The following is a 26822-nucleotide window of genomic DNA, read 5'->3' on the forward strand; positions in this document are numbered from 1 at the left end:
TGGTCGATCACCTGGTGAGGAGACCGCAGGATGCAAGAGGCACCGGAGCTGACGAGCGCGGCGGATCCCGCGTCGGAGGCCTGGAGGGCCAACGAGGCGGCGCACCGCGCGCTCGGCGAGGAGCTGCGCGCCAAGCTGGCCGCGGTGCGCCTCGGCGGCGGCGAGAAGGCCCGTGCGCGGCACACCGCGCGCGGCAAGCTGCTGCCCCGCGACCGGGTGGACGCCCTGCTCGACCCCGGCTCCCCGTTCCTGGAGCTGGCCCCCCTCGCCGCCGACGGGATGTACGACGGGGCGGCCCCGGCCGCCGGCGTCATCGCCGGGATCGGCCGGGTGAGCGGGCGCGAGTGCGTGATCGTCGCGAACGACGCCACGGTCAAGGGCGGCACGTACTACCCGATGACGGTCAAGAAGCACCTGCGCGCCCAGGAGGTGGCGCTGGAGAACCGTCTTCCCTGCGTCTACCTGGTGGACTCCGGGGGCGCCTTCCTGCCCATGCAGGACGAGGTGTTCCCCGACCGCGAGCACTTCGGGCGGATCTTCTACAACCAGGCGCGGATGTCCGGCGCCGGCATCCCCCAGATCGCGGCCGTCCTCGGCTCGTGCACGGCCGGCGGCGCCTACGTCCCGGCGATGAGCGACGAGGCCGTGATCGTGCGCAACCAGGGCACGATCTTCCTGGGCGGTCCGCCGCTGGTGAAGGCAGCCACCGGCGAGGTCGTCACGGCCGAGGAGCTGGGCGGCGGCGAGGTCCACTCGCGCGTGTCGGGCGTCACCGACCACCTCGCGGAGGACGACGCCCACGCGCTGCGGATCGTGCGGAACATCGTGGCCACGCTCCCCGCGCGCGGGAAGCTCCCCTGGGAGGTCACCGCGGCCGCCGAGCCCAAGGTCGACCCGTTCGGGCTGTACGGCGCTGTGCCGGTCGACTCCCGCACCCCGTACGACGTGCGCGAGGTCATCGCGCGCGTGGTCGACGGCTCGCGCTTCTCGGAGTTCAAGGCCGAGTTCGGCCAGACCCTGGTCACCGGCTTCGCGCGGATCCACGGACACCCGGTCGGGATCGTCGCGAACAACGGCATCCTCTTCTCGGAGTCGGCCCAGAAGGGCGCCCACTTCATCGAGCTGTGCGACCAGCGCGGCATCCCGCTGGTGTTCCTGCAGAACATCTCCGGCTTCATGGTGGGCCGCCAGTACGAGGCGGGCGGCATCGCCAAGCACGGCGCCAAGATGGTCACGGCCGTCGCCTGCACCCGGGTGCCGAAGCTGACCGTCGTGATCGGCGGTTCGTACGGCGCGGGCAACTACTCGATGTGCGGCCGGGCCTATTCGCCGCGCTTCCTGTGGATGTGGCCCGGCGCCAAGATCTCCGTGATGGGCGGCGAGCAGGCCGCGTCCGTCCTCGCGACCGTCAAGCGCGACCAGATCGAGGGGCGCGGGGACTCCTGGCCGGCGGCGGACGAGGAGGACTTCAAGGACCCGATCCGCCGGCAGTACGAGCAGCAGGGCAACGCCTACTACGCGAGCGCCCGGCTCTGGGACGACGGCGTCATCGACCCGCTGGAGACCCGGCAGGTCCTCGGACTCGCCTTGACCGCCTGCGCCAACGCGCCCCTGGGTGACCCCCAGTTCGGCGTCTTCCGGATGTGAGGGGACCCATGTTTGACACGGTGCTTGTGGCCAACCGGGGCGAGATCGCCGTCCGCGTCATCCGGACGCTGCGCGCGCTCGGTGTGCGCTCGGTGGCCGTCTTCTCGGACGCCGACGCGGACGCCCGGCACGTCCGGGAGGCCGACACCGCGGTACGGATCGGGCCGGCGCCCGCGTCGGAGAGCTATCTGTCCATCGAGGCGCTGCTGGAGGCGGCGGCCCGCACCGGCGCCCAGGCGGTCCACCCGGGGTACGGCTTCCTCGCCGAGAACGCCGCCTTCGCGCGCGCCTGCGCCGAGGCCGGACTGGTCTTCATCGGCCCCCCGGCCGAGGCGATCTCCCTGATGGGCGACAAGATCCGCGCCAAGGAGACGGTGAAGGCGGCCGGTGTCCCGGTCGTCCCCGGTTCCTCGGGCAGCGGTCTGACGGACGCGGAACTGATCGCGGCCGCCCGTGAGATCGGCGTCCCGGTGCTGCTGAAGCCCAGCGCGGGCGGCGGCGGCAAGGGCATGCGGCTGGTCCGCGACGCCGCCGTGCTGGCCGACGAGATCGCCGCCGCCCGGCGCGAGGCGCGGGCCTCCTTCGGCGACGACACGCTGCTCGTCGAGCGCTGGGTCGACCGGCCCCGGCACATCGAGATCCAGGTCCTGGCGGACGGGCACGGCAACGTCGTGCACCTGGGCGAGCGCGAGTGCTCCCTCCAGCGCCGCCACCAGAAGATCATCGAGGAGGCGCCCAGCGTCCTCCTCGACGAGGCCACCCGGGCCGCGATGGGAGAGGCGGCCGTCCAGGCGGCCCGCTCCTGCGGCTACCGGGGCGCGGGCACGGTGGAGTTCATCGTCCCCGGCGGCGACCCGTCGTCGTACTACTTCATGGAGATGAACACCCGGCTCCAGGTGGAGCACCCGGTGACCGAGCTGGTCACCGGGCTCGACCTCGTCGAGTGGCAGCTGCGGGTCGCCGCCGGGGAGAAGCTGCCGTACGGGCAGGAGGACATCACCCTCACCGGGCACGCGGTCGAGGCCCGGATCTGCGCCGAGGACCCGGCGCGCGGCTTCCTGCCCTCCGGCGGCACCGTGCTCGCGCTGCACGAGCCCCAGGGCGACGGGGTGCGCACCGACTCGGGCCTGACGGAGGGCACCGAGGTGGGCAGCCTCTACGACCCGATGCTCTCCAAGGTCATCGCGTACGGCCCCGACCGCCCCACCGCGCTGCGCCGGCTCCGGGCCGCCCTCGCCGAAACCGTCACCCTCGGGGTCCAGACGAACGCGGGCTTCCTGCGCCGGCTGCTGGCCCACCCGGCCGTGGTCGCGGGCGACCTGGACACTGGTCTGGTCGAGCGGGAGGCGGACGGCCTGGTCCCGGACGGCGTGCCGGAGGAGGTCTACGAGGCGGCCGCGGCCGTCCGGCTCGACGCCCTGGCCCCGGCCGGCGAGGGCTGGCGGGACCCGTTCTCGGTGCCGAGCGGCTGGCGGATCGGCGGCACCCCGAAGCCGGTGGGCTTCTGGCTGCGAGTAGTCGACCCGGTGGAGTACACCCCGCGCGGCACCCACACGGTCACCGCCGACCGGGTCGCGGTGACGCTCGACGGGGTGCGGCACACCTTCCACCGCGCCGCCGACTGGATCGGCCGTGACGGAGACGCCTGGCACGTGCGCGACCACGACCCGGTGGCCGCCGCGCTCACCGGATCGGCGCACGCCGGCGCCGACTCGCTGACCGCGCCCATGCCCGGCACGGTGACCGTCGTGAAGGTGGCCGTCGGCGACGAGGTGGCGGCCGGTCAGAGCCTGCTCGTGGTCGAGGCGATGAAGATGGAGCACGTCATCTCCGCGCCGCACGCCGGGACGGTCAGCGAACTGGACGTCACCCCCGGCACGACGGTCGCCATGGACCAGGTCCTGGCGGTCATCACCCCCGCGGAGGAGAAGGAATGAACACCTCCGAACTCGGTCTGCCGATGGCCGTGCCGACCCAGGACCTGCCCGCCCGGGTGCGGATCCACGAGGTCGGCGCCCGCGACGGACTGCAGAACGAGAAGGACGCCGTGCCCACCGAGGTGAAGGCGGAGTTCATCCGCCGCCTCGCGGACGCGGGCCTGACCACGATCGAGGCCACCAGCTTCGTCCACCCCAAGTGGGTTCCCCAGCTGGCGGACGCCGAGCAGCTGTACCCGCAGGTCGCCGACCTGCCGGTGGCGCTTCCGGTGCTGGTGCCCAACGAACGCGGGCTGGAGCGGGCGCTCGCGCTCGGCGCCCGGCACGTGGCCGTGTTCGCCAGCGCCACGGAGTCCTTCGCGAAGGCCAACCTCAACCGCACGGTCGACGAGTCGCTCGCCATGTTCGAGCCGGTGGTGCGCCGCGCCAAGGACGCGGGCAGCGTGGTCCGCGGCTATGTCTCGATGTGCTTCGGCGACCCGTGGGAGGGTCCTGTCCCGGTCCATCAGGTCGTCCGCGTCTGCAAGGCGCTGCGCGACCTCGGCTGTGACGAGCTGAGCCTCGGCGACACGATCGGGGTGGCGACGCCGGGCCATGTGCAGGCCCTGCTCGCCGAGCTGAACGAGGAGGGCGTGCCCACCAGCGCGCTCGGCGTCCACTTCCACGACACCTACGGCCAGGCGCTGTCCAACACCCTGGCCGCCCTCCAGCACGGCGTCACCACGGTCGACGCCTCAGCGGGCGGCCTCGGCGGCTGCCCGTACGCGAAGTCGGCGACGGGCAACCTCGCCACGGAAGACCTCGTGTGGATGCTCCAGGGCCTCGGTATCGACACCGGGGTCGACCTCGGCCAACTCACCGCCACAAGCGTGTGGATGGCCGGACAACTGGGCCGACCCAGCCCGTCCCGCACCGTCAACGCGCTCGGTAAAACGGCGCAGTCCCACCAGGAGTGAACAGCATGTCCCTGGACCACCGCCTCTCCCCCGAGCTCGAGGAACTCCGCCGCACGGTCGAGGCGTTCGCGCACGACGTCGTGGCCCCGAAGATCGGCGACTTCTACGAGCGGCACGAGTTCCCGTACGAGATCGTGCGGGAGATGGGCCGCATGGGCCTGTTCGGGCTGCCGTTCCCCGAGGAGTACGGCGGCATGGGCGGCGACTACCTCGCCCTGGGCATCGCCCTGGAGGAACTGGCCCGCGTCGACTCGTCCGTGGCCATCACCCTGGAGGCGGGCGTCTCGCTGGGCGCCATGCCCATCCACCTGTTCGGCACCGAGGAACAGAAGCGCCAGTGGCTGCCGCGGCTGTGCTCCGGCGAGATCCTCGGCGCCTTCGGCCTGACCGAGCCGGACGGCGGCTCGGACGCGGGCGCGACCCGCACCACGGCCCGGCTCGACCCCGAGACCGACGAATGGGTCATCAACGGGAGCAAGTGCTTCATCACCAACTCCGGCACGGACATCACGGGGCTGGTGACGGTCACCGCGGTCACCGGCCGCAAGCCCGACGGCAAGCCGCTGATCTCCGCGATCATCGTGCCCGCCGGCACCCCCGGCTTCACGGTCGCCGCCCCGTACTCGAAGGTCGGCTGGAACGCCTCCGACACCCGTGAGCTGTCCTTCGCGGACGTGCGCGTCCCGGCGGCCAACCTGCTCGGCGAGGAGGGCCGCGGCTACGCGCAGTTCCTGCGCATCCTGGACGAGGGCCGCATCGCCATCGCGGCCCTGGCCACGGGCCTCGCGCAGGGCTGCGTCGACGAGTCGGTCAAGTACGCCAAGGAGCGGCACGCGTTCGGCCGCCCGATCGGCGCCAACCAGGCGATCCAGTTCAAGATCGCCGACATGGAGATGAAGGCGCACATGGCCCGGGTGGGCTGGCGTGACGCCGCTTCCCGTCTGGTCGCCGGCGAGCCCTTCAAGAAGGAGGCGGCGGTCGCCAAGCTGTACTCCTCCACAGTCGCCGTCGACAACGCCCGTGACGCCACACAGGTCCACGGCGGCTACGGCTTCATGAACGAGTACCCGGTGGCCCGTATGTGGCGCGACTCCAAGATCCTGGAGATCGGCGAGGGCACCAGCGAGGTCCAGCGCATGCTGATCGCGCGGGAGCTGGGGCTCACCGGCTGACCCCCGAGCACGACCCGAAGACCGCGGCCACCGTCCGGGCACCCGCCCGCCGGTGGCCGCGGCGCGTCCGGCACTCCCGCCGAGAAGGCCAACTGGCCAGCCTGGCAGCCGGGTTGGGCACTCGGGACACCCACCCTCTGGACAAGTACTGAGGTTAGGCTAACCTACCTTTGAACTCGTCCGGCGGGCGCTCCCGCCCCGTGCCGAAAGCAGCCACACTCATGCCCAACGCCCGTGCCACCCACCTCACCCGTCGCGGCATCCTCGCCGCCGGAGGCGCCCTCGGCCTCGGGGCCGCCCTCGCCGCCTGCGGAGACGGCAAGGACTCGAAAAGCGGTGGCGCGGAGTCGACGAAGGCGGCCGACAAGTCCGGCCCCTGGACGTTCAAGGACGACCGCGGCACGACCGTGAAGCTGGACAAGGTCCCGGCGAACATCGTCGCCTTCACCGGTGTCGCCGCCGCCCTGTACGACTACGGCATCGAGGTCAAGGGCGTGTTCGGCCCGACGACGACCAAGGACGGCAAGGCCGACGTCCAGGCCGGCGACATGGACGTCAGCAAGGTGACGGTCCTCGGCAACGAGTGGGGCCAGTTCAACATCGAGAAGTACGCGGGCCTGGCTCCCGACGTCCTCGTCTCGACGATGTTCGACACCGCGGGCACCCTCTGGTACGTCCCCGAGGAGTCCAAGGACAAGATCCTCAAGCTGGCCCCGAGCGTCGGCATCTCCGTCTACGACGTCCAGATGCCCCAGCCGCTTCAGCACATGCTCGCGCTGGCCGAGTCCCTCGGCGCCGACGTGAAGTCCGCGAAGATCACCGAGGCGAAGAAGAAGTTCGAGACGGCCGCCGAGCGGCTGCGCAAGGCCGCCAAGGCCCGCCCGGAGATCAAGGTGCTCGCCGGCAGCGCGAGCCAGGACATCTTCTACGTCTCCGGCTCCAACCTCTCCATCGACCTGGAGTACTTCAAGGCGCTCGGCGTGAACATCGTCGAGCCCTCGGCCAAGGCCCTGAAGGCCAGCGGCGGCTGGTTCGAGAACCTGAGCTGGGAGAACGTCGACAAGTACCCGGCCGACATCATCATCATGGACGACCGCTCCTCGACCATCCAGCCGGCCGACATCACCGAGGCCACCTGGAAGAAGCTGCCCGCCGTCAAGGCCGGCCAGGTCATCGCCCGGACGCCCGAGCCGATCCTGTCGTACGACAAGTGCACCCCGATCCTCGACAAGCTCGCCGAGGCCATCGAGAACGCGAAGAAGGTCGCCTGACCCCCTCCGGGTCCGCCTGACGACATCTCAGGAGCACTCATGACGACGGCCGTGGCCGCCCCGTTCCGTTTCTTCGCCCTCAGGGTCGCGCGGACGAGGCGGCTCGGTCCGTCTCTGGTCCGGGTGACCTTCGCGGGGCCCGATCTGCGCGCGTTCCACTCGCACGGGCGCGACCAGTCCCTCTCGCTGTTCCTGCCGCACCCCGGCCAGGACGCACCGGCCGTCCCCGTCGAACTGGGCGACAACTGGTGGCAGGGGTGGCGCGAACTGCCCGACGACGTACGGGCGGTGATGCGCTCGTACACCCTGCGCGCACTGCGCCGCGACCCCGACGAGATCGACATCGACTTCGCGCTGCACGGCACCGGGCCGGGCGCGGCCGTCCCCGCCGGGCCCGCCTCGCGCTGGGCGGCCGGCGCCCGGGCCGGTGACCGGGTGGTGCTGCTCGGGCCCGCCGTCGAGGACAACCGCGCCATCCGCTTCCGTCCGCCCGCGGACACCGACCTCGTCGTCCTGTGGGGCGACGAGACGGCCGTTCCCGCCGCCTCCGCGATCCTCGAGTCGCTGCCGGCCGGACTGCGCGTGCGGGCCTGGCTGGAGGTCCACCACCCGGGCGACATCCAGGACCTGGCGACCGCCGCCGACGCGGAGATCACCTGGCTCGTCCGGGACGAGCGCTCCGGGGCGGGACCCGCGGGAGCCCCCCTGGCGCTCGACGCACTGCGGGCCGCCGAACTGCCGCCCGCCGAGGCGCCGTACGCCTGGATCGCGGGCGAGTCCGGCTGTGTGCGGGAGCTGCGCCGCCATCTCGTGCGCGAACGCGGCCTGGACCGCCGCCGGGTCGCCTTCGTCGGTTATTGGCGGCACGGGCTGAGCGAGGAGCAACTGCGGGAGGCGGGCGAGTAGTTCGCGGACGTCCGGCGCGGACGCCGTAGGTCCGCGGACCGGGGCGCTCGCCGCGGAAGACACAGGTGGGGCGGGGTCGCCGCTCGACTTAGGTTAGGCTAACCTAAGTTGAACGTCGCGACTTCGCCCCTTCTTCTGTCCCGCTCGGACTCTCCCCCGCACGGAGGACCCCCACATGCGCTCGCACCTGCTCAACGACACCACCGCGGACCGGTACCGCCGCTCCGTGACCGAAGGGGTCGAGCGGGTGGCGGCCAGACTCGCCACCACCGACCGCCCGTTCACGGGTGTCGCGGTCGACGACCTCGCTCCCCGCATCGAGCGGATCGACCTCGACAAGCCCCTGCACGACACCACGGCCGTACTCGACGAGCTGGAGGAGGTCTACCTCCAGGACGCGATCTACTTCCACCACCCCCGCTACCTCGCCCACCTCAACTGCCCTGTCGTCATCCCGGCCGTGCTCGGCGAGGCCGTCCTGTCCGCCGTCAACTCCTCGCTGGACACCTGGGACCAGTCGGCCGGCGGCACCCTCATCGAGCGCCGGCTCATCGACTGGACCAACGAGCGGATCGGTCTCGGCCCCGCCGCCGACGGGGTGTTCACCAGCGGCGGCAGCCAGTCCAACCTCCAGGCCCTGCTGCTGGCCCGCGAGGAGGCGAAACTCGGCGCGGACGACGGACGGGAGGGACAGGCCGGGGACGGACTCGGCCGGCTGCGCGTCTTCGCCTCCGAGGTCAGCCACTTCAGCGTCAAGAAGTCGGCCAAACTCCTCGGCCTCGCCGCCGACGCCGTCGTCACGATCCCCGTCGACCACGACAAGCGGATGCAGACGGTCGCCCTGGCCCGCGAACTGGAGCGCTGCCGGGCGGAGGGCCTCGTCCCCATGGCGGTCGTCGCGACCGCCGGCACCACCGACTTCGGCTCCATCGACCCACTGCCGGAGATCGCCGAACTGTGCTCCCAGTTCGGCACCTGGATGCACGTGGACGCCGCCTACGGCTGCGGACTGCTCACCTCGCTGAAGAACCGCGACCGCATCGACGGCATCGAGCGCGCCGACTCCGTCACCGTCGACTACCACAAGTCCTTCTTCCAGCCGGTGAGTTCATCGGCCGTGCTGGTCAAGGACGCCTCGACGCTGCGCCACGCCACCTACCACGCGGAGTACCTCAACCCGCGCCGCATGGTCACCGAACGCATCCCCAACCAGGTCGACAAGTCCCTCCAGACCACCCGCCGCTTCGACGCCCTCAAGCTGTGGATGACGCTGCGCACGATGGGCGCCGACGGCATCGGGGAACTCTTCGACGAGGTCTGCGACCTGGCCGTGCAGGGCTGGCGGATCCTCGCCGCCGACCCGCGCTACGACGTCGTCGTGGAGCCCTCGCTCTCCACCCTCGTCTTCCGGTACATCCCGGCCGCCGTCACCGACCCGGCCGAGATCGACCGCGCCAACCTGTACGCCCGCAAGGCCCTGTTCGCCTCCGGTGACGCCGTCGTCGCGGGCACCAAGGTCGGCGGACGCCACTACCTGAAGTTCACCCTGCTCAACCCCGAGACCACGACGGACGACATCACCGCCGTCCTCGATCTGATCGCCGGCCACGCCGAGCAGTACCTGGGAGAGTCCCTTGACCGCGCTTGCTGAATCCACGGACACCACCTACGACTTCGTGGGGATCGGGCTCGGGCCCTTCAACCTCGGCCTCGCCTGCCTCACCGAGCCGATCGCCGAACTCAGCGGCGTCTTCCTGGAGTCGAAGCCCCACTTCGAGTGGCACTCCGGCATGTTCCTGGACGGCGCTCATCTGCAGACCCCGTTCATGTCGGACCTCGTCACCCTCGCCGACCCGACCTCCCCGTACTCCTTCCTCAACTACCTGAAGGAAACGGGCCGTCTGTACGCGTTCTACATCCGCGAGAACTTCTACCCGCTGCGCGTCGAGTACGACGCCTACTGCCGCTGGGCCGCGGACAAGCTGAGCAGCGTCCGCTTCGGGACGACGGTCACCGAGGTGACCTACGAGGACGAGCTGTACGTCGTGCGCACCGGCGCCGGTGACGTGTTCCGCGCCCGGCACCTGGTCCTCGGTACCGGCACCTCGCCCCATGTCCCCGAGGCCTGCGCCGGCCTCGGCGGCGACTTCATCCACAACTCCCGCTACATGCAGCACAAGCGGGAGCTCCAGGCCAAGGACTCGATCACCCTGGTCGGCAGCGGACAGTCCGCCGCCGAGATCTTCCACGACCTGCTCAGCGAGATCGACGTCCACGGTTACCGGCTGAACTGGGTGACCCGCTCGCCGCGCTTCTTCCCGCTCGAGTACACCAAGCTGACCCTGGAGATGACCTCCCCGGAGTACATCGACTACTTCCACGCGCTGCCCGAGGCGACCCGCTACCGCCTTCAGTCGGAGCAGAAGGGGCTGTTCAAGGGCATCGACGGGGAGCTGATCGACGCGATCTTCGACCTGCTCTACCAGAAGAACGTCGCCGGCCCGGTCCCCGCCCGGCTGCTGACCAACTCCTCGCTGGAGAGCGCCCGGCACGACGAGGGCACGTACACCCTCGGCTTCCGCCAGCAGGAGGCGGGCACGGACTTCGAGCTGCGCTCGGCGGGCCTGGTGCTGGCCACCGGCTACCGGTACGCCGAACCCGCCTTCCTCGCCCCGGTCCGCGACCGGCTCCGCTACGACTCCCACGGCAACTTCGACGTGGCCCGCAACTACGCCGTCGACGTCACGGGCGGCGGGGTCTTCCTGCAGAACGCGGGCGTCCACACCCACTCGGTCACCTCGCCGGACCTCGGCATGGGCCCGTACCGCAACGCGTCCATCATCCGCGAGCTGCTCGGCACCGAGTACTACCCGGTCGAGAAGACCATCGCGTTCCAGGAGTTCACCGTATGAGCATCACGACCGCCGTCGGCACCTTCACCGTCCGCCCCCTGGATCCCGTCGAGGACGCCCCGCTGCTGCACGGGTGGGTGACCCATCCCAAGGCCGCCTTCTGGATGATGCAGGAGGCGAAGCTGCACGACGTGGAGCGCGAGTACATGGCCATCGCGGCGAGCGGGCACCACGAGGCCCTTCTCGGGCTGCTGGACGGCGAGCCCGTCTTCCTGATGGAGCGCTACGACCCCCGCCACGTCGAACTCGTCGGCCTGTACGAGCCGGAGCCGGGCGACGTCGGCATGCACTTCCTGGTCGCCCCGAGCGACACCCCCGTGCACGGCTTCACCCGGGCCGTCATCACCGCGGTGATGGAGCACCTGTTCGCCGACCCGGACGTCCGCCGGGTGGTCGTCGAGCCCGACGTGGGCAACAAGGCCGTGCACGCCCTCAACGAGGCCGTCGGCTTCGTGCCCGTCCGGGAGATCGACAAGCCGGAGAAGCGCGCGCTGCTGAGCTTCTGCACCCGCGAGCAGTTCCGGAAGGCGGTGGCCGCGTGACCCCCGCCGAGAGCGTCGCCCACCTCTCCCCCGAGCGCTGGGCCCGCGCCGAGCGCCTGCTGCTGCGCAAGGCGCTCGCCGAGTTCGCCCACGAGCGGCTGATCACCCCGCGGGAGCTGCCGGACGGCGGCTACGAGGTCACCGCCGACGACGGCCTCACGCGCTACCGGTTCACCGCGACCCGGCGCCTGCTCGACCACTGGCAGATACCGGCGGAGTCCATCACCCGGCACCGTGACGGCACGGAACTCCCGCTGTCGGCATTGGAGTTCTTCGTCGAGCTGAAGGAGTCGCTCGGTCTGAGCGACGCGATCCTGCCGGTGTACCTGGAGGAGATCTCCTCCACCCTCGCGGGCACCTGCTACAAGCTCGCCAAACCGCAGGTCGGTGTGCGCGAGCTGGCCGGCGCCGGGTTCCAGGCCGTCGAGACCGGCATGACCGAGGGGCACCCCTGCTTCGTCGCCAACAACGGACGGCTGGGCTTCGGGGTGGGCGACTACCTCGCGTACGCCCCCGAGACCGCGAGCCCGGTCCGTCTTCTGTGGCTGGCGGCGCACCGCTCCCGGGCCGCCTTCACGGCGGGCGCCGGGATCGAGTACGCCTCCTTCGTGCGCGAGGAGCTGGGCACGGAGACGGTCGAGCGGTTCGACGGGGTGCTGCGCGGGCAGGGACTCGACCCCGAGGACTACCTGCTCATACCCGTCCACCCCTGGCAGTGGCACAACAAGCTGTCGGTGACGTTCGCCGCCGAGGTGGCCCGGCGGCGGCTGGTCCCGCTCGGCGAGGGCGACGACGCGTATCTGGCCCAGCAGTCCATCCGGACGTTCTTCAACACCGACCACCCGCACAAGCACTACGTGAAGACGGCGCTGAGCGTCCTCAACATGGGCTTCATGCGCGGTCTGTCCGCCGCCTACATGGAGGCGACCCCGGCCATCAACGACTGGCTGGGCCAGCTCGTCGAGAACGACCCGGTGCTGAAGTCCACCGGTCTGTCGGTCATCAGGGAGCGGGCGGCCGTCGGCTACCGGCACCTGGAGTACGAGGCGGCCACCGACCGGTACTCCCCGTACCGCAAGATGCTGGCCGCGCTGTGGCGCGAGAGCCCGGTGCCCTCGCTCCAGGAGGGCGAGTCCCTGGCGACGATGGCCTCCCTCGTCCACGTCGACCACGAGGGCCGTTCCTTCGCGGCCGCGCTGATCGAGCGGTCGGGGCTCACGCCGGTGGAGTGGCTGCGCGGCTATCTGCGCGCCTACCTGACCCCGCTGCTGCACAGCTTCTACGCCTACGACCTCGTCTACATGCCGCACGGTGAGAACGTCATCCTGGTCCTGGAGGACGGGGCGGTGCGGCGGGCCGTCTACAAGGACATCGCCGAGGAGATCGCGGTCATGGACGCGCAGGCCGTGCTGCCGCCCGCGGTCGAGAGGATCCGGGTCGACGTCCCCGAGGACACGAAGCTGCTGTCGGTCTTCACGGACGTCTTCGACTGCTTCTTCCGCTTCCTGGCCGCCCAGCTCGCGGACGAGGGAGTCCTCTCCGAGGAGGGCTTCTGGCGGACGGTCGCCGAGTCGGTGCGCGCCTACCAGGAGGCGACGCCCGAACTGGAGGACAAGTTCCGGCAGTACGACCTGTTCGCGCCCGAGTTCGCGCTGTCCTGCCTGAACCGGCTCCAGCTGCGCGACAACCGGCAGATGGTCGACCTGGCGGATCCGTCGGGCGCCCTGCAGCTGGTCGGGACCCTGAAGAACCCGATCGCCGGGTTCTGAGCGACGGGCTCGCGACGAGCCCCCGGTACGGGCGGGCGCCCCGGAGACGGTCCTCCGGGGCGCCCGTCGTCGTGTGCGGTCAGTGCGCGGGCCAGGGGACCTGCGGGGAGCGGTGGTAGCCGATTCCCAGGGCGTCCCAGCGCGGTGCCTGGGCGGCCAGCCGCACCTTGTAGGTGTCCCAGTCGTGCGTGGAGGCGGGGGACCAGCCGAGCTCGGCGGCCCCGGGGAGCCTCGGGAACGCCATGACGTCGATGTCGGCGGAGCTTCGGATCGTCTCCGTCCACAGCGGCGCCTCGACGCCTCTGACGGCCGCGGCCGGGACTCCGGGAAGGTAGCTGCCCGGGTCCCAGTCGTAGGCCCGCCGCACCTCGACCAGGCCGGCCCAGTCCTGCCCGAGCGGGGTGTCGGCGGTGTACTTCATGTCGAGGTAGAGCCGGTCCGCGGGCGACAGCACGATCCCGGTCCCGTTCCGCGCGGCCCGGGCGACCTGCTCCTTCTCCTCGGCGCCGGTGTCGTCGAGCCCCCAGTACTGGGCGACGGCGCCCGCGGCCGGCGTGGCCCCGGTCAGCTGGTGCCAGGCCATCACCTTCTTGCCGTACTTGGCGACGATGGGCTGCACCTTGTCCATGAAGGTCACATAGTCGGCGTGGCTGGTGGAGTGCGCCTCGTCGCCGCCGATGTGGAGGTAGGCGCCGGGGGTGATCGCCGCGAGCTCGCGGATCACGTCGTCCACGAAGGCGTACGTAGCCGGCTTGCCGACGCACAGCGAGCTGAAGCCGACGTCGGTGCCGGTGTAGAGCGGCGGCGCGACCCCGTCGCAGTTGAGGTCCGCGTACGAGGAGAGGGCCGCGTTGGTGTGGCCGGGCATGTCGATCTCGGGGACGACCTCCAGGTAGCGGGAGGCGGCGTACCGGACGATCGCGCGGTAGTCGGCCTGGCTGTAGTGGCCGCCGGGTCCGCCGCCGACCTCGGTGGAGCCGCCGTGGGCCGCCAGCCGGGGCCGGGAGCCGACGGCGATGCGCCAGCCCTGGTCGTCGCTCAGGTGCAGATGCAGCTTGTTGATCTTGTAGAGCGCGAGCTCGTCGATGTAGCGCTTCACCTGGGCGACGGTGAAGAAGTGCCGGGAGACGTCGAGCATGGCGCCGCGGTAGGCGTAGCGCGGGGAGTCCGTGACGGTGACGCCGGCGACCCCCCAGGGTCCGCGCTGGACGGTCCTCCGCTCGACCGCGGCGGGCAGCAGCTGACGCAGGGTCTGGACGCCGTGGAAGAGGCCCGCGGGCCGGCCGGCCGTGATGGTCACGCCCGAGGCCCCGCTGCGCAGCCGGTAGCCCTCGGCGCCCAGGCCCTTGCCGCCGAGCCGGAGCCGGATCGCGCCCGCCCCGTGCGAGGAGACCGGCAGCCGGTAGCCCGTGGAGGGCCGCAGGATGTCCGCGAGGTACTCGCCGACCGCGCGGACCTCGGGCGTGCCGTCGACGCGGATGCGGGTGCCCGCGGTGATCCGGTACGGGGCGCCGCCCTCCTCGAGGGAGGCGGGGGCCGGCACGAGCCGGACCGGCGGCGCGGCCGCCCGGGTGTGCGGTGCCGCGCCGGCGAGCGAGAAGCCGGCCGCCGCCACGAGCAGCAGCGTGCCGAGGAGGCGGGGCGTTCTGCGGTGCTGTCTCACATGCGCTCCCTTCGGGACCCGGCGCGGGGTCCCCCGGCCCGTCCTCGGCCGTTTCCCGTGCCGTGGCCCCTCGATGTGGTCGAGACGCCTGATTGGTCGAGACCACTCTGCCGCAGGTGCGGTGGAACAATCCTCCCCATGGCGGAAATCATCCAGCGGGACGGCACGTGGATCTTCGACGGGGACGCCGTGCGGCTGACTCCGGGGCGGGACAAGAACGTCGGTCTGCTGCGTCGCACGCTGGGTGAACTCACCGTGCCGCTGGGCGCGTTGGCGGGCGTCTCGCTGGAGCAGGGCCGCAGGGCGGGGCGGCTGAGGCTCCGGCTGCGCGAGGGCGCCGATCCGCTGCTCCAGGCGACCGGGGGCAAGCTCACGGAGCCGAACGATCCGTACCAGCTGACGGTGGAGCCCGACCGGCTCGGCGTCGCCGAGTACTTCGCGGACGAGGTCCGGGACGCGCTGCTGCTCGACCAGGTCCCCTCCGGGCCGGTCGACGGCTATCTGCTGCCCGGCCCGGCGGTGCCGTTGTCGGCGTCCGCCGGTGACGGCACGGCGAGCTTCGACGGCGAGCGCGTCCGGCTGGAGTGGAACTGGAAGACGGAGGACGCGAAGTCCGCGTCGGGCGCCCGCTCGCTCGCCCTCGGGAACATCACGGCCGTCGAGTGGCGGCCCGCCGCCGGGCTGGAGAACGGCTGTCTGCGCTTCACCGTGCGCGGCGCGGACACCAAGGCGCCGCCGAAGTACGACCCCAACTCCGTGGAGCTGTGGGGCTTCAAGAGGGACCCGCTGATGGCGCTGGTCGCGGCGGCCGTGCAGGCGAGGCTGCCGCATCCGGCGGCCTCGGGCGAGGCCCGGGCCGCCGAGCTGCCGGCCGGTCCGGCGGCCCCGGGTCCGGACGCCGGGTCCGACCACGACGCCCTCCTGCGCAGGCTGCGCGAACTGGGCGAGCTGCACAGGGAGGGCGTCCTGACGGACGAGGAGTTCACCCTGGCCAAGCAGGCGGTCCTCAAGCGCCTGTAGGCACGGGCGGACGAGGACCGCCGCCGGCGCGGGCCGGCCGCCGGTCAGGTGGCGGTACGCCCCGCCTTCCGGGCGCACCTGATGCCTGCCGGCCGTGTCCGCGTGGCCGGTGACCGCCCGGCCGTGGCGTGGCCGGTGGCCTGTTCCGGACCGCGCGCCCCGGACCGGGGTGCTACTTGGCCCGGCGTGCGATGGTGAAGTGGTCGACCTCCCCGCCGGTCTCGGCGATGCCGCGGACCTTCAGGGTGGCCAGGCGTCCCTTCGGGGCGGGCTGGACGTCGACGCGCAGGAACGAGTAGTTGAGGTAGCGCACGCGCGACCAGTCGACCGTCTCGTTCTGCCGGCCGTCCTTGAGGTTGACGAAGGAGGCCACGGACTCGACCTCGTTCTCCTTGCCCTCGTAGGACTCCGGGGCGCTGAACGCGTACAGGCTGCGACCGGCCGCGCCGGCCGTCACGTACACGACCCCCTCGGTCTCGGTGTACGCCGTGCCGCCGATCGGCAGCTTCTTGGTGACCGCGTTCGCCTTGATGACGTCCGTGCGCTCGTACTGGTGGTTGTGGCCGTTGATCACCAGGTCGACGGTGTACTTCTCGAACAGCGGCACCCACTCCTGTCGCACGCCCCCCTCCGAGGCGTGCGCCGTGGAGGTGCAGTAGGCGCAGTGGTGGAAGAAGACCACGACGAAGTCCACGTCCTTGGACGCGCGGAACTTCTTGAGCTGGCCCTCCAGCCACGTGGTCTGGGTGCCGCCGGAGATGCCGAGGTTGGCCGGGATCTCGAAGGAGACGTCGTTGGCGTCCAGCGAGATGATCGCCGTGTTGCCGTGGACGAAGGAGTAGACGCCGGGCAGGTTGGCCTTGTCGGGGCCGTTGTCGGGGAGCGTCCAGCGGGCCTCCTCGCCGCCGTAGCCGTTGGGCGAGTACCAGGCCTCCATGTCGTGGTTGCCGTACGCCGGCATCCACGGCACCTGCTTGGCGACCGTCTCGGTCTGGGCGAGGAACTGGTCCCAGATCCGCGAGTCGAAGCCGGTGTCGGTGGTCTTGCCCTGGCCGGCCGGGTCCGCGTAGGCGATGTCGCCGGCGTGCAGGTGGAAGGCGGGGTTCTGGGCGAGCAGCAGGGCGTCGTTGGCCAGGCCGTGGTAGCCGACGCCCTCGTCGCCGAAGGCGGTGAAGGTGAAGGGCTCGGCGTGCGCGGGCGCGGTGGTGAAGGTGCCGAGCGTGCCGAGCAGGTGCGGGGCGGCCGGGTCGAAGCCCGCGTGGCCGACGCCGTAGTAGTAGGTCTTGCCGGGGCGCAGACGGGTCAGCCGCGCGTGCAGGTAGTACTGGGTGTGGTCGCCGCTCGCGCCCACGCCGGCCGGGGTGTAGAGGGTGCGCACCTCGGCCTCGATCTTGCGCGAGAGGTCCCAGGGGTGAGCGCCGATGCGGATGTAGGGCTTGCTGACCGCGGCCGGCACCTGCCAGGAGACGGTCATCTCGGTGCGCGGGTCGTTGCCGAAGGCGAGGTGGCGGCCGAACGGGGCGACGAGGGCGCCGTCGACCTTCTCGGCGGCGGCGGGGGCGGAGGTCCGCCGCGCCGGGGCGGCGGCCTCGGCGACGCCGGGCACGAAGGCTCCGCCGGCGACGGCGCCGATGGTCACGGCGCCGCCTCTGATCATGTTGCGCCGGGAGAATCTGGCGCGGAGGTACTCGTGCTGCTCGGCCATGGTCATCTTCTCGGCGAGCCGCTCGGGTACGCCCATGCGTGGAGTGTCCATGGCTCCAGAAGTTGCTCTCGGCAATCGACGCGGCGCAAGACGCGGGATGGACAGCCTGTAAACAGCGGCCCATAAGAGTTTCAACACCCGCTTGCCCGATATCGGGCAGGATTCTTGCGAATCGTCTTCCCGTCCTCCAGGATCAACGGGTGCACGACGAACTCGTTGATCATTTGACGCGGTCGACCCCCCTGAACCGGGGCGAGGCGCTGCGGGTGGTCCAGGACGTTCTCGCCTACTTCGACGAGACGGCCCAGGAGTTCGTCCGGCGCCGCCACCGCGAGCTCCAGGCCCAGGGCCTGGTGAACGCGTCGATCTTCGAACGGATCGAGGCGGACCTGAAATATCGCGCGGTCGCGCCGCCGGAGCTCACGCTCAGGCAGCTGCGCCGCATCGTTTACGGCTGAGGGAATCACCTGTATGTGCGGAATCGTCGGATACATCGGCAGGCGTGACGTGACCCCGCTGCTGCTGGAAGGCCTGCAGCGCCTGGAGTACCGCGGCTACGACTCGGCGGGCATAGTCGTGACGTCCCCGAAGTCGGCCGGCCTGAAGATGGTCAAGGCGAAGGGCCGCGTGCGCGATCTGGAGGCCAAGGTCCCCAAGCGCTTCGCCGGCACCACCGGTATCGCCCACACCCGCTGGGCCACCCACGGCGCCCCCTCCGACGTGAACGCGCACCCGCACATGTCCGCCGACTCCAAGGTCGCGGTCGTGCACAACGGCATCATCGACAACGCCTCCGACCTGCGCAAGAAGCTCGAGGCGGACGGCGTCGAGTTCCTCTCCGAGACCGACACCGAGGTCCTCACCCACCTGGTCGCCCGCTCCCAGCAGGAGAAGCTGGAGGACAAGGTCCGCGAGGCGCTGCGGGTCATCGAGGGCACCTACGGCATCGCGGTGATGCACGCCGACTTCCCCGACCGCATCGTGGTGGCGCGCAACGGCTCCCCCGTCGTGCTCGGCATCGGCGAGAAGGAGATGTTCGTCGCCTCGGACATCGCCGCCCTGGTCACCCACACCCGCCAGATCGTCACGCTGGACGACGGCGAGATGGCCACCCTCAAGGCCGACGACTTCCGGACGTACACCACCGAGGGCACCCGGACGACGTCCGAGCCGACCACCGTCGAGTGGGAGGCCGCCTCGTACGACATGGGCGGCCACGACACGTACATGCACAAGGAGATCCACGAGCAGGTCGAGGCGGTGGACCGCGTGCTGCGCGGCCGCATCGACGACCGGTTCTCCACGGTCCACCTCGGCGGTCTGAACCTGGACGCCCGTGACGCGCGCGCCGTGCGCCGCGTGAAGATCCTCGGCTGCGGCACCTCGTACCACGCGGGCATGATCGGCGCCCAGATGATCGAGGAGCTGGCCCGCATCCCCGCGGACGCCGAGCCGGCCTCCGAGTTCCGCTACCGCAACGCGGTCGTCGACCCCGACACCCTCTACATCGCGGTCTCCCAGTCCGGTGAGACCTACGACGTCCTGGCCGCCGTCCAGGAGCTCAAGCGCAAGGGCGCGCGGGTCCTCGGCGTGGTCAACGTCGTCGGCTCGGCGATCGCCCGCGAGGCGGACGGCGGCATGTACGTGCACGCCGGCCCCGAGGTCTGCGTCGTCTCGACGAAGTGCTTCACCAACACCACCGTCGCCTTCGCGCTGCTCGCCCTGCACCTCGGCCGCACCCGTGACCTCTCGGTCCGCGACGGCAAGCGGATCATCGAGGGCCTGCGCAAGCTCCCCGCCCAGATCGCCGAGATCCTGGAGCAGGAGGACGAGATCAAGAAGCTGGCCGAGCAGTACGCCGAGGCCCGCTCGATGCTCTTCATCGGCCGCGTCCGGGGCTACCCGGTGGCCCGTGAGGCCTCGCTGAAGCTGAAGGAGGTCTCGTACATCCACGCCGAGGCCTACCCCGCCTCCGAGCTCAAGCACGGCCCGCTGGCGCTCATCGAGCCGGCGCTCCCCACCGTGGCGATCGTCCCCGACGACGACCTGCTGGAGAAGAACCGCGCCGCCCTGGAGGAGATCAAGGCCCGCAGCGGCCAGATCCTCGCCGTCGCGCACCAGCACCAGGAGAAGGCCGACCAGACGATCGTCGTCCCGAAGAACGAGGACGAGCTCGACCCGATCCTGATGGGCATCCCGCTCCAGCTCCTCGCCTACCACACGGCGCTGGCGCTCGGCCGGGACATCGACAAGCCGCGCAACCTCGCCAAGTCGGTCACCGTCGAGTAGTCGCCGCCACCGCCGGGCGGCACCGCGCCGCCCGGCGAACGCCGCGCAACTCCCTTGCCGGCCGACGGACATGAACGGTCCCCGTGCGCACCACCCGCGCACGGGGACCGTTCTTCGAGGGGCCGGAGCCGCCCAAAACCCCGGCCCGCGCCGGGGTCAGCCGGTGGCCGTCACCCCCCGGCCGGCGGCGCGTCGCGGAAGTGCGGTGGGCCAGTGGGCGAGAGCCGCGGTCGCCGCGTACCAGACGACCGCTCCGGCCGCGACGGAGAACCAGCCGCCGGCCTTGCCGAGGCCGGTGCTGTCCGCGAACCGGCCGATGGCGAGGAGCAGCAGGGAGACGAAGAACAGTCCGTGGGCGCCCTGGCCGAGCGTGTCCCCGCCCGCGAGGGTGAGCGAGAGCACCAGGAGCGCGAAGAGCAGCAGGAAGAGTCCCGCCGCGTTGTCGGAGACCTGGGCGCCGGCCGAGACGGCCCAGGTGAACCAGAAGGCGCCGAGTCCCGTGAAGGCCGTGCCGTTGGCCGTGTCACGGTCGCGGAAGGCGAGGAGACCGGCGACGAAGAGCGCTACGCCGCCTATGTAGTGGGCCAGTGACACGGCGTCGGCCGCCGTCACTCCGTCGATCAAGTCGGTGTACCCGAGGCCGAAGGCCAGCAGGGTGACACCGAGCGCGAGTCTTCCGACGATGGTGGTGGTGCTTCCCGCAGAGACGTCGTTGTCCACGGCGGGCTCCCTTCATGCCTGTGCAGTTGTGCTGCGCCGTACCGGTCGCCGCTAGGACCGGCGTCCCTTATATGCCCTTCACAAAGGCACAAACACCTCTACGCGTCAGTAGGTTCACTGAACGAACAGAGAAGGGGGGCGGTCGGGCGCCGACGAGGACATCGGCAGGAACACCGGCAGGGACGCCGACGGGAACCTCGTACCGGGAAGGGACGGGCCGTCAGGGAATGACGATGACGGGGCGCTTGGCCCGCTTGGCGAGCCGTCCCGCGACCGAGCCGAAGATGCGTCCGACGATGCCGTGCGTGGAACCCACCACTATCGCGTCCGCCTCGTACTCCCGGCCCACTTCCTCGAGTTCGTGGCAGATGTCGCCGCCGCGCTCGACCAGGATCCAGGGCACCTCGGAGAGGTACTCGGCGCAGGCGAGTTCGAGTCCGAGCACCTCGGTGCGGTGGTCGGGGACGTCGACGAAGACGGGAGGCTCGCAGCCCGCCCACACCGTGGTGGGCAGCCGGTTGGCCACGTGGACGATGATCAGGCCCGATCCGGAACGGTGGGCCATCCCGATCGCGTAGGCGAGGGCACGCTCGCTGGACGTCGAGCCGTCGAAACCGACGACGACGCCGTGCTTGAAGGCGGGATCGCAGGAGTGGCGGGGTTCTTCCGCCGCCAGGGGCTCGGCCGCCGTGGGATCGGCGAGCGGGCGCTTGCGGTCCGCGGGATCGAAGAATTCGTGACCGGCCATGGGTGTCTCGGCGTTTGGATCCTCGTGGTGGGGACGACAACGAACGGCAGAGCTGTGTCTGGGAAACATCTTCCCAACCCCATACCCCCAAGGGTACGGCGGCACGCCTCCTCTGCCCAGATCCCGCGCGCCTTACGCGGCATTCCAGGGAGCATGCACGAGAGGACGCCCGTAACGCAATGGTTGCTGCCCCGTACAGCTGGTTTGCGCAGGGTCCCCGGTGAATTTGCACCCGCCCCCGCGAACGGGGATCCCGGCCGCCGCGGGCGACCGGCCGACCCCCGTCCGGACACCCGCTCCACCGGCCGGGCAGTGACCGGCGGGTCGAACACGCGTTGAACCGGTCGCGGCCGTCGCACGGACGGCACGCCGTGGAGATCACACCCCGTGGACAGCACGGAGGACACCGGAGCGAGAGGGAGCAGCGCGTGCCCGGACCCGAGACCGTCCCCCGTCCCCGCGTACCCTCCGCCCCCGCCTTCCCCTCCGTCCCGCCGGCCCGCCCCGTCCGGCGCGCCCCGGCGGCGGCCCCTCCCGGATCACGCGCCGGATCGCGATCGGGAACGCACTCCGCTCCGCGCCCCTCCGCGCCGACCGCGGCGGACCCCGTGGGCGAGGTGATCCGCTGGGCCGCGTTCAGCTGCTTCCTGGTGCCCGTGGTCCTGCTCTGGTGCGGCGGCTCGCCCGCCGGCGCGGCCGGTACGGCCCTCGGCCTCGCCGCGATGACCGGACTCTGTGTGATCCTGCTGCGCCGGTCCGAACGGGGGGCGGTGCTCCTGGCCGACGAGCAGCGGGAAACGCCGCGCCCACGGGCCCGGCGGCACGCCGTCGGACAGCGCCGACGGCATGTCAGGGGCGGCACGGGGCATACGGGCCGGGCGGGGTTCGCGGGGTCCGGGAACGACTCCGGGGCACGGCTCGGCCCATGGGGCAAGAACGGCACGGGAGTTCACCGAGGCGGACGTCACAGTGGGGGGAACAAGTCGGTCGACTGACCGGTTTGCGCGTACACCTACGCTGGTTTTCAGCCAACTTCCGGCCATGGCTCATCCCTTGCTCGAACGACCCCCCAACCCCCGTTCGACCTGCACCTAAAGGGGTATCGGGGGCTCGCGCACCCTACGTGGATTGGCCACCGCGACGAGGCGCACTTCCCTGCGGCGCCCACGAGTGCAACGCTTCGTGATCGAATGCTTCGCGCCAAGTTGCCATGTCGACATTCTGCGGAGTAGCGAACTGGTCACCTTGGCGCCGACGGACACAGTAGATTCGATCTTGTCTTACGGCGGGGGACTCGTGCAGGACCGAGGGGAAACGTGCAGGAGCGACACAACCGAGGAGCCGCGACCACCGAGGGGGGCTTAGCAGGATGAGCCACGACTCCACTGCCGCGCCGGAAACCGCGGCCCGGAAGCTGTCCGGGCGACGCCGCAAGGAGATCGTCGCGGTGCTGCTGTTCAGCGGCGGCCCCATTTTCGAGAGTTCCATTCCGCTGTCGGTGTTCGGGATTGACCGCCAGGACGCCGGCGTGCCGCGCTACCGCCTTTTGGTGTGTGCCGGCGAGGAAGGCCCGCTGCGGACCACAGGGGGCCTGGAACTCACCGCACCACATGGCCTGGAAGCGATCTCCAGAGCAGGCACGGTCGTCGTGCCCGCCTGGCGGTCGATCACCTCGCCACCACCGGAGGAGGCGCTCGACGCACTGCGCCGGGCCCATGAGGAAGGCGCCCGCATCGTCGGGCTGTGCACCGGCGCCTTCGTGCTGGCCGCGGCCGGATTACTGGACGGCCGTCCGGCGACCACCCACTGGATGTACGCGCCGACGCTGGCCAAGCGCTACCCGTCGGTGCACGTCGATCCCCGCGAGCTCTTCGTGGACGACGGCGACGTGCTGACATCGGCGGGTACGGCGGCCGGAATCGATCTCTGTCTGCACATCGTGCGGACGGACCACGGCAACGAGGCGGCCGGCGCGCTCGCCCGGCGTCTGGTCGTCCCACCGCGGCGCAGCGGGGGCCAGGAGCGCTATCTCGACCGGTCGCTGCCGGAGGAGATCGGCGCCGACCCGCTCGCCGAGGTGGTCGCCTGGGCTCTGGAGCACCTCCACGAGCAGTTCGACGTCGAGACGCTGGCGGCTCGCGCCTATATGAGCCGCCGGACCTTCGACCGCCGGTTCCGCTCGCTCACCGGAAGCGCTCCGTTGCAGTGGCTGATCACCCAGCGCGTCCTCCAGGCGCAGCGTCTCCTGGAGACGTCCGACTACTCGGTGGACGAGGTCGCGGGCCGCTGCGGCTTCCGCTCACCGGTCGCGCTGCGGGGTCACTTCCGGCGGCAGCTGGGTTCGTCCCCGGCCGCGTACCGGGCGGCGTACCGCGCCCGCAGGCCGCAGGCCGACCGGTCCGTGGATCCGGACGGCCCGACGGGCCCGGTCGGACCGCCGCCGTCGCTGCACCAGGAGCACGCGGGCCCGGTGCCGATGCAGTCCCGCCGCGCCGCGGTGGCCGGCGCGCTCGGCGCGGCGGCCTCGCTCTCGGCCGACGCGATGCGGGAGCGGGCGGAGCTGTACGCCGCGGGCAGGGCGAGCCTGCCCGGACAGCGCAGCGCGCCGTAGTCCGGAGTCCGGACGACGACGGGCGAAGCAGAACGCGCGGGGTCCGCACCTTCTCGGGTGCGGGCCCTTTCGCGTGCGGGCCGCGGCCCGGCGCGATCCGCCGCCCCGGCGGGGCGCACGGGCGGGTCCACGGAAGGGGGCGGGCCGTAGGGTGAGGCACATGAACGATCGCATGGTGTGGATCGACTGCGAGATGACCGGACTCTCGCTGTCGGATGACGCGCTCATCGAAGTGGCCGCGCTGGTCACCGACTCTGAGCTGAACGTGCTCGGCGAAGGGGTGGACATCGTGATCCGCCCGCCGGACGCGGCCCTGGAGACGATGCCGGACGTGGTGCGCCAGATGCACACGGCCTCGGGTCTGCTGGAGGAGCTCGCCCGGGGCACGACCCTGGCGGACGCCGAGGAGCAGGTCCTCTCCTATGTACGTGAGCACGTCAAGGAGCCGGGCAAGGCCCCGCTCTGCGGGAACTCCGTCGGAACGGACCGCGGCTTCCTGCTGCGCGACATGCCGACGCTGGAGGACTACCTCCACTACCGCATCGTGGACGTGTCCTCCGTCAAGGAGCTGGCCCGCCGCTGGTATCCCCGGGCGTACTTCAACAGCCCGGAGAAGAACGGCAACCACCGCGCGCTCGCGGACATCCGCGAGTCCATCGCCGAGCTGCGCTACTACCGCGAGGCGATCTTCGTCCCGCAGCCCGGCCCCGACTCGGACACCGCCCGCACCATCGCGGCCCGGCACGTCCTGCCCGCCGAATAGGCCTTTGACGGGGCCCTGCTGGGCCCCGCAAAAAGGTGTGCGCGAGCACCCCTCAGAACCCTGTACACTTTTTCTCGGCCGGTCAGGGAAAACCCCGAAGACCGGACATGGTGGGTGTAGCTCAGTTGGTAGAGCACCTGGTTGTGGTCCAGGTGGCCGCGGGTTCAAGTCCCGTCACTCACCCTGAGTGATCAGCCGGTGACCTGGTGAACAGGTCACCGGCTGATTGCGTTCCCGGGCCGTGGTGACCGTACGCTCCCCCTCGTGTCCCAGCCCACGCATCCCCCCGCCACGCCGCGCCTGGATCTTCTTCCACTGCGCCCCGAGCACGCCGACGAGATGGCCGGGGTGCTGTCCGATCCGGCGCTGCACACGTTCATCGGCGGGGCGCCGGACACTCCGGGGGCCCTGCGGGCCCGGTACGAGCGCCTCGCCGCGGGATCACCCGATCCCGGCGTCCTGTGGCTCAACTGGGTCCTGCGCGAGCGCGCGACGGGATCCCTCGTGGGCACCGTCCAGGCGACCGTCACCGACGGGACCGCCGAGGTCGCCTGGGTCGTGGGCACGCCCTGGCAGGGCCGTGGGTACGCGGTGGAGGCGGCGCGGTCCCTGGTCCGGCAGCTGGTCCGGACGTACCCGCTCACCACGGTCGTGGCCCATGTGCACCCGGCCCACCACGCCTCCGCCGCCGTCGCCGCGGCGGCGGGCCTCACGGCGACGGACGAGATCCAGGACGGCGAGACCCGCTGGAAGCTGACCGTACGCACCTGACAACCCCGGCTCCGGGCCCCGGACCGGCCCCGTGACGCGGGACCGGCCTTCCGCCGCCGACGGAGGGTGGGCGGAGTCCGTCATCCCGGCAGGGCGCCCGGCTGCCCGGGCGCCGGTGCGACGGCCTCAGGAAGAGGCGCGTACCACCAGTTCCGCGGGCAGCACGAGCTGCCGCTTCTCCAGGCCCCGGGAGGCCACGGGACGGCGGTCCGCGATCTCTCCGAGGAGGAGGTCGATCATGGCCCGGCCCATCTCCTCGATGGGCTGGCGGACGCTGGTCAGGGGCGGGTCCATGTGCCGGGCTATGGCCGAGTCGTCGTAGCCGATGAGCGCCACGTCGTCCGGGATGCGCCGCCCGCTCTCGCGCAGCACCTGACGGGCGCCCGCCGCCATCACGTCGGAGCCGGCGAAGACCGCGTCGATGTCGGGGAAGCGCTCAAGGAGCAGGGTCATCGCCCGCCGCCCTCCCTCCTCGGTGAAGTCGCCGGGAACGATCAGCCGGTCGTCCACCTCCCGGTCCGCGTCCCGCAGACCCTGGCGGTAGCCGTCGACACGCCGCTGGGCGCCGTAGACGTCCATGCGGCCCGCGAGGTGGCCGATCCTGGAGCGCCCCCGGGAGACGAGGTGCTCGACTGCCGCCCGTCCGCCGCCGTAGTTGTCGGAGTCCACCGACGGAAGCGTCTCCTCCGCCGAGCGCCGGCCGCTGATCACGGCCGGGATCTCGAGCTGGGCGAGCAGGTCGGGGAGCGGGTCATCGGCGTGCACCGAGACCAGCAGGACGCCGTCCACGCGGTGCGCGGCCAGGTACTGGGCCAGGCGCTGCCGCTCCCGGTCGCTGCCCGCGAATATCAGCAGCAACTGCATCTCCGTCTCGGAGAGTTCCGCGCCGACACCGCGCAACATGTCCGAGAAGTACGGTTCCGCGAAGAAGCGCGTCTCCGGTTCGGGGACGACGAGGGCGATCGCGTCCGTGCGGTTGGCCGCGAGGGCGCGGGCCGCCGTGTTCGGGACATATCCGAGCTCCGCGACCGCCGCCTCGACCGCGGCCCGGGTCGCGTCGCTGACCCTCGGGGATCCATTGATCACCCGGGAGACCGTGCCGCGGCCCACACCCGCGCGCGCGGCCACCTCTTCGAGGGTCGGCCGCCCACCGCTGCGGCCCCGCGCTCCGTGGCCTGCCATGGCCCTCCGCCTCCCGTTGACACCAAGTTGGCCTGGAATCTAACAGCCCCGTCCGGCGGGGCTCGCGCCACTGGGCCGCAGCCCGGCGATCATCACCGCGCGGACAACCCCCGTCCGGACGCCCGGGGAGCCATGAGAGGCTTCCGGCCATGTGGCGGAATGACATCTTCAGCTAACAGGCCGATAACTGAACGCATCTCTCCGCTCCCCCGCCCTTGACACCCCCGCCCGAACCAGC

22 protein-coding genes and 1 tRNA gene are annotated in these 26822 nt (G+C 71.4%); 18 read left to right on the plus strand and 5 right to left on the minus strand.

Annotated elements, in window-relative coordinates; translation table 11 throughout:
- The first annotated feature begins 30 nt into the window (after positions 1 to 30).
- From IO36_RS11645 to IO36_RS11690, 10 genes are all read left to right on the plus strand, one after another.
- Positions 31 to 1647, plus strand: a complete 1617-nt coding sequence (locus tag IO36_RS11645; protein ID WP_037619063.1) for a carboxyl transferase domain-containing protein — start codon at positions 31 to 33, stop codon at positions 1645 to 1647.
- Positions 1648 to 1655: 8 nt separating this feature from the next.
- Positions 1656 to 3584: an acetyl/propionyl/methylcrotonyl-CoA carboxylase subunit alpha gene (locus IO36_RS11650; protein ID WP_037619066.1), complete on the plus strand. Its 1929-nt coding sequence runs from the start codon at positions 1656 to 1658 to the stop codon at positions 3582 to 3584.
- Positions 3581 to 4540: a hydroxymethylglutaryl-CoA lyase gene (locus tag IO36_RS11655; protein WP_037619069.1), complete on the plus strand. Its 960-nt coding sequence runs from the start codon at positions 3581 to 3583 to the stop codon at positions 4538 to 4540. Before IO36_RS11650 ends, IO36_RS11655 begins: the two co-directional genes overlap by 4 nt.
- A gap of 11 nt (positions 4541 to 4551) precedes the next feature.
- Positions 4552 to 5712 carry an acyl-CoA dehydrogenase family protein gene (locus IO36_RS11660; RefSeq protein ID WP_037619459.1) on the plus strand — a complete coding sequence of 387 codons (1161 nt, stop codon included), beginning with the start codon at positions 4552 to 4554 and terminating at the stop codon, positions 5710 to 5712.
- Between the two features lie 221 nt (positions 5713 to 5933).
- A complete protein-coding gene (locus IO36_RS11665) occupies positions 5934 to 6983 on the plus strand; it encodes an ABC transporter substrate-binding protein (RefSeq protein ID WP_037619070.1) in 1050 nt (349 codons plus the stop codon).
- Between the two features lie 39 nt (positions 6984 to 7022).
- On the plus strand, positions 7023 to 7889 hold the full coding sequence (locus IO36_RS11670; RefSeq protein ID WP_037619071.1) for a siderophore-interacting protein: 867 nt from the start codon (positions 7023 to 7025) through the stop codon (positions 7887 to 7889).
- Between the two features lie 175 nt (positions 7890 to 8064).
- Positions 8065 to 9540, plus strand: coding sequence for a lysine decarboxylase DesA (gene desA / locus IO36_RS11675; RefSeq protein WP_037619072.1), 1476 nt, complete (start codon positions 8065 to 8067; stop codon positions 9538 to 9540).
- Entirely contained in the window at positions 9524 to 10801 is a 1278-nt protein-coding gene (locus tag IO36_RS11680; RefSeq protein WP_037619075.1) for a lysine N(6)-hydroxylase/L-ornithine N(5)-oxygenase family protein, read from the plus strand. Before desA ends, IO36_RS11680 begins: the two co-directional genes overlap by 17 nt.
- Positions 10798 to 11343 carry a GNAT family N-acetyltransferase gene (locus IO36_RS11685; protein WP_037619079.1) on the plus strand — a complete coding sequence of 182 codons (546 nt, stop codon included), beginning with the start codon at positions 10798 to 10800 and terminating at the stop codon, positions 11341 to 11343. Before IO36_RS11680 ends, IO36_RS11685 begins: the two co-directional genes overlap by 4 nt.
- Positions 11340 to 13112: an IucA/IucC family protein gene (locus IO36_RS11690; RefSeq protein ID WP_037619083.1), complete on the plus strand. Its 1773-nt coding sequence runs from the start codon at positions 11340 to 11342 to the stop codon at positions 13110 to 13112. Before IO36_RS11685 ends, IO36_RS11690 begins: the two co-directional genes overlap by 4 nt.
- Before the next feature lie 79 nt (positions 13113 to 13191).
- Here IO36_RS11690 and IO36_RS11695 read toward each other — a convergent pair whose 3' ends face one another.
- Complete coding sequence (locus tag IO36_RS11695; protein WP_037619084.1) at positions 13192 to 14775, minus strand: beta-N-acetylhexosaminidase; 1584 nt, start codon at positions 14773 to 14775, stop codon at positions 13192 to 13194.
- Positions 14776 to 14913: 138 nt separating this feature from the next.
- Here IO36_RS11695 and IO36_RS11700 point away from each other — a divergent pair, with 138 nt between their 5' ends.
- Positions 14914 to 15795: a DUF4429 domain-containing protein gene (locus IO36_RS11700; RefSeq protein ID WP_037619086.1), complete on the plus strand. Its 882-nt coding sequence runs from the start codon at positions 14914 to 14916 to the stop codon at positions 15793 to 15795.
- Positions 15796 to 15967: 172 nt separating this feature from the next.
- Here the strand turns inward: IO36_RS11700 and IO36_RS11705 are convergent, their stop codons facing one another.
- Positions 15968 to 17536 carry a purple acid phosphatase family protein gene (locus IO36_RS11705; protein ID WP_037619088.1) on the minus strand — a complete coding sequence of 523 codons (1569 nt, stop codon included), beginning with the start codon at positions 17534 to 17536 and terminating at the stop codon, positions 15968 to 15970.
- Between the two features lie 164 nt (positions 17537 to 17700).
- On the opposite strand from IO36_RS11705, the gene IO36_RS11710 reads away from it, so the two are divergent.
- Both IO36_RS11710 and glmS read left to right on the plus strand, forming a co-directional pair.
- Positions 17701 to 17958 (plus strand): hypothetical protein, encoded by a 258-nt coding sequence (locus IO36_RS11710; protein ID WP_037619090.1) that lies wholly within the window; start codon positions 17701 to 17703, stop codon positions 17956 to 17958.
- Between the two features lie 13 nt (positions 17959 to 17971).
- A complete protein-coding gene (gene glmS, locus IO36_RS11715; protein ID WP_037619093.1) occupies positions 17972 to 19789 on the plus strand; it encodes a glutamine--fructose-6-phosphate transaminase (isomerizing) in 1818 nt (605 codons plus the stop codon).
- A 156-nt stretch (positions 19790 to 19945) separates the two neighbouring features.
- Here glmS and IO36_RS11720 read toward each other — a convergent pair whose 3' ends face one another.
- Together IO36_RS11720 and IO36_RS11725 are read right to left on the minus strand one after the other, a co-directional pair.
- A complete protein-coding gene (locus tag IO36_RS11720; protein ID WP_037619094.1) occupies positions 19946 to 20509 on the minus strand; it encodes a GPR1/FUN34/YaaH family transporter in 564 nt (187 codons plus the stop codon).
- A 220-nt stretch (positions 20510 to 20729) separates the two neighbouring features.
- Positions 20730 to 21257, minus strand: a complete 528-nt coding sequence (locus IO36_RS11725; RefSeq protein WP_037619095.1) for a universal stress protein — start codon at positions 21255 to 21257, stop codon at positions 20730 to 20732.
- Positions 21258 to 21865: 608 nt separating this feature from the next.
- Here IO36_RS11725 and IO36_RS43740 point away from each other — a divergent pair.
- The 5 genes from IO36_RS43740 (at position 21866) to IO36_RS11750 (ending at position 25402) form a co-directional block, all read left to right on the plus strand.
- Positions 21866 to 22252, plus strand: coding sequence for a hypothetical protein (locus IO36_RS43740; protein WP_078943126.1), 387 nt, complete (start codon positions 21866 to 21868; stop codon positions 22250 to 22252).
- A gap of 374 nt (positions 22253 to 22626) precedes the next feature.
- A complete protein-coding gene (locus tag IO36_RS11735) occupies positions 22627 to 23868 on the plus strand; it encodes a helix-turn-helix domain-containing protein (protein WP_037619096.1) in 1242 nt (413 codons plus the stop codon).
- A 160-nt stretch (positions 23869 to 24028) separates the two neighbouring features.
- Positions 24029 to 24631, plus strand: coding sequence for an oligoribonuclease (orn, locus tag IO36_RS11740; RefSeq protein ID WP_037619097.1), 603 nt, complete (start codon positions 24029 to 24031; stop codon positions 24629 to 24631).
- Between the two features lie 110 nt (positions 24632 to 24741).
- Positions 24742 to 24814, plus strand: a tRNA-His gene (locus IO36_RS11745).
- A gap of 81 nt (positions 24815 to 24895) precedes the next feature.
- Entirely contained in the window at positions 24896 to 25402 is a 507-nt protein-coding gene (locus IO36_RS11750) for a GNAT family N-acetyltransferase (RefSeq protein ID WP_037619100.1), read from the plus strand.
- A gap of 126 nt (positions 25403 to 25528) precedes the next feature.
- On the opposite strand, the gene IO36_RS11755 is transcribed toward IO36_RS11750, so the two are convergent.
- Positions 25529 to 26584: a LacI family DNA-binding transcriptional regulator gene (locus tag IO36_RS11755; RefSeq protein WP_037619101.1), complete on the minus strand. Its 1056-nt coding sequence runs from the start codon at positions 26582 to 26584 to the stop codon at positions 25529 to 25531.
- Positions 26585 to 26822 lie beyond the last annotated feature (238 nt).

The organism is Streptomyces aureus (assembly GCF_000725495.1).
In the GTDB taxonomy this organism is placed as follows: Bacteria; Actinomycetota; Actinomycetes; order Streptomycetales; family Streptomycetaceae; genus Streptomyces; species Streptomyces aureus_B.

Bases quoted from the DNA above. Each gene is read 5' to 3' on its own strand.
- IO36_RS11645 (WP_037619063.1), top strand. From the start codon at position 31: ATGCAAGAGGCACCGGAGCTGACGAGCGCGGCGGATCCCGCGTCGGAG.
- orn (WP_037619097.1), top strand. From the start codon at position 24,029: ATGAACGATCGCATGGTGTGGATCGACTGCGAGATGACCGGACTCTCG.
- IO36_RS11735 (WP_037619096.1), top strand. From the start codon at position 22,627: ATGAGCCACGACTCCACTGCCGCGCCGGAAACCGCGGCCCGGAAGCTG.
- glmS (WP_037619093.1), top strand. From the start codon at position 17,972: ATGTGCGGAATCGTCGGATACATCGGCAGGCGTGACGTGACCCCGCTG.
- IO36_RS11650 (WP_037619066.1), top strand. From the start codon at position 1,656: ATGTTTGACACGGTGCTTGTGGCCAACCGGGGCGAGATCGCCGTCCGC.
- IO36_RS11705 (WP_037619088.1), bottom strand. From the start codon at position 17,536: ATGGGCGTACCCGAGCGGCTCGCCGAGAAGATGACCATGGCCGAGCAG.
- desA (WP_037619072.1), top strand. From the start codon at position 8,065: ATGCGCTCGCACCTGCTCAACGACACCACCGCGGACCGGTACCGCCGC.
- IO36_RS11755 (WP_037619101.1), bottom strand. From the start codon at position 26,584: ATGGCAGGCCACGGAGCGCGGGGCCGCAGCGGTGGGCGGCCGACCCTC.
- IO36_RS11685 (WP_037619079.1), top strand. From the start codon at position 10,798: ATGAGCATCACGACCGCCGTCGGCACCTTCACCGTCCGCCCCCTGGAT.
- IO36_RS11665 (WP_037619070.1), top strand. From the start codon at position 5,934: ATGCCCAACGCCCGTGCCACCCACCTCACCCGTCGCGGCATCCTCGCC.
- IO36_RS11670 (WP_037619071.1), top strand. From the start codon at position 7,023: ATGACGACGGCCGTGGCCGCCCCGTTCCGTTTCTTCGCCCTCAGGGTC.
- IO36_RS11725 (WP_037619095.1), bottom strand. From the start codon at position 21,257: ATGGCCGGTCACGAATTCTTCGATCCCGCGGACCGCAAGCGCCCGCTC.
- IO36_RS11700 (WP_037619086.1), top strand. From the start codon at position 14,914: ATGGCGGAAATCATCCAGCGGGACGGCACGTGGATCTTCGACGGGGAC.
- IO36_RS11655 (WP_037619069.1), top strand. From the start codon at position 3,581: ATGAACACCTCCGAACTCGGTCTGCCGATGGCCGTGCCGACCCAGGAC.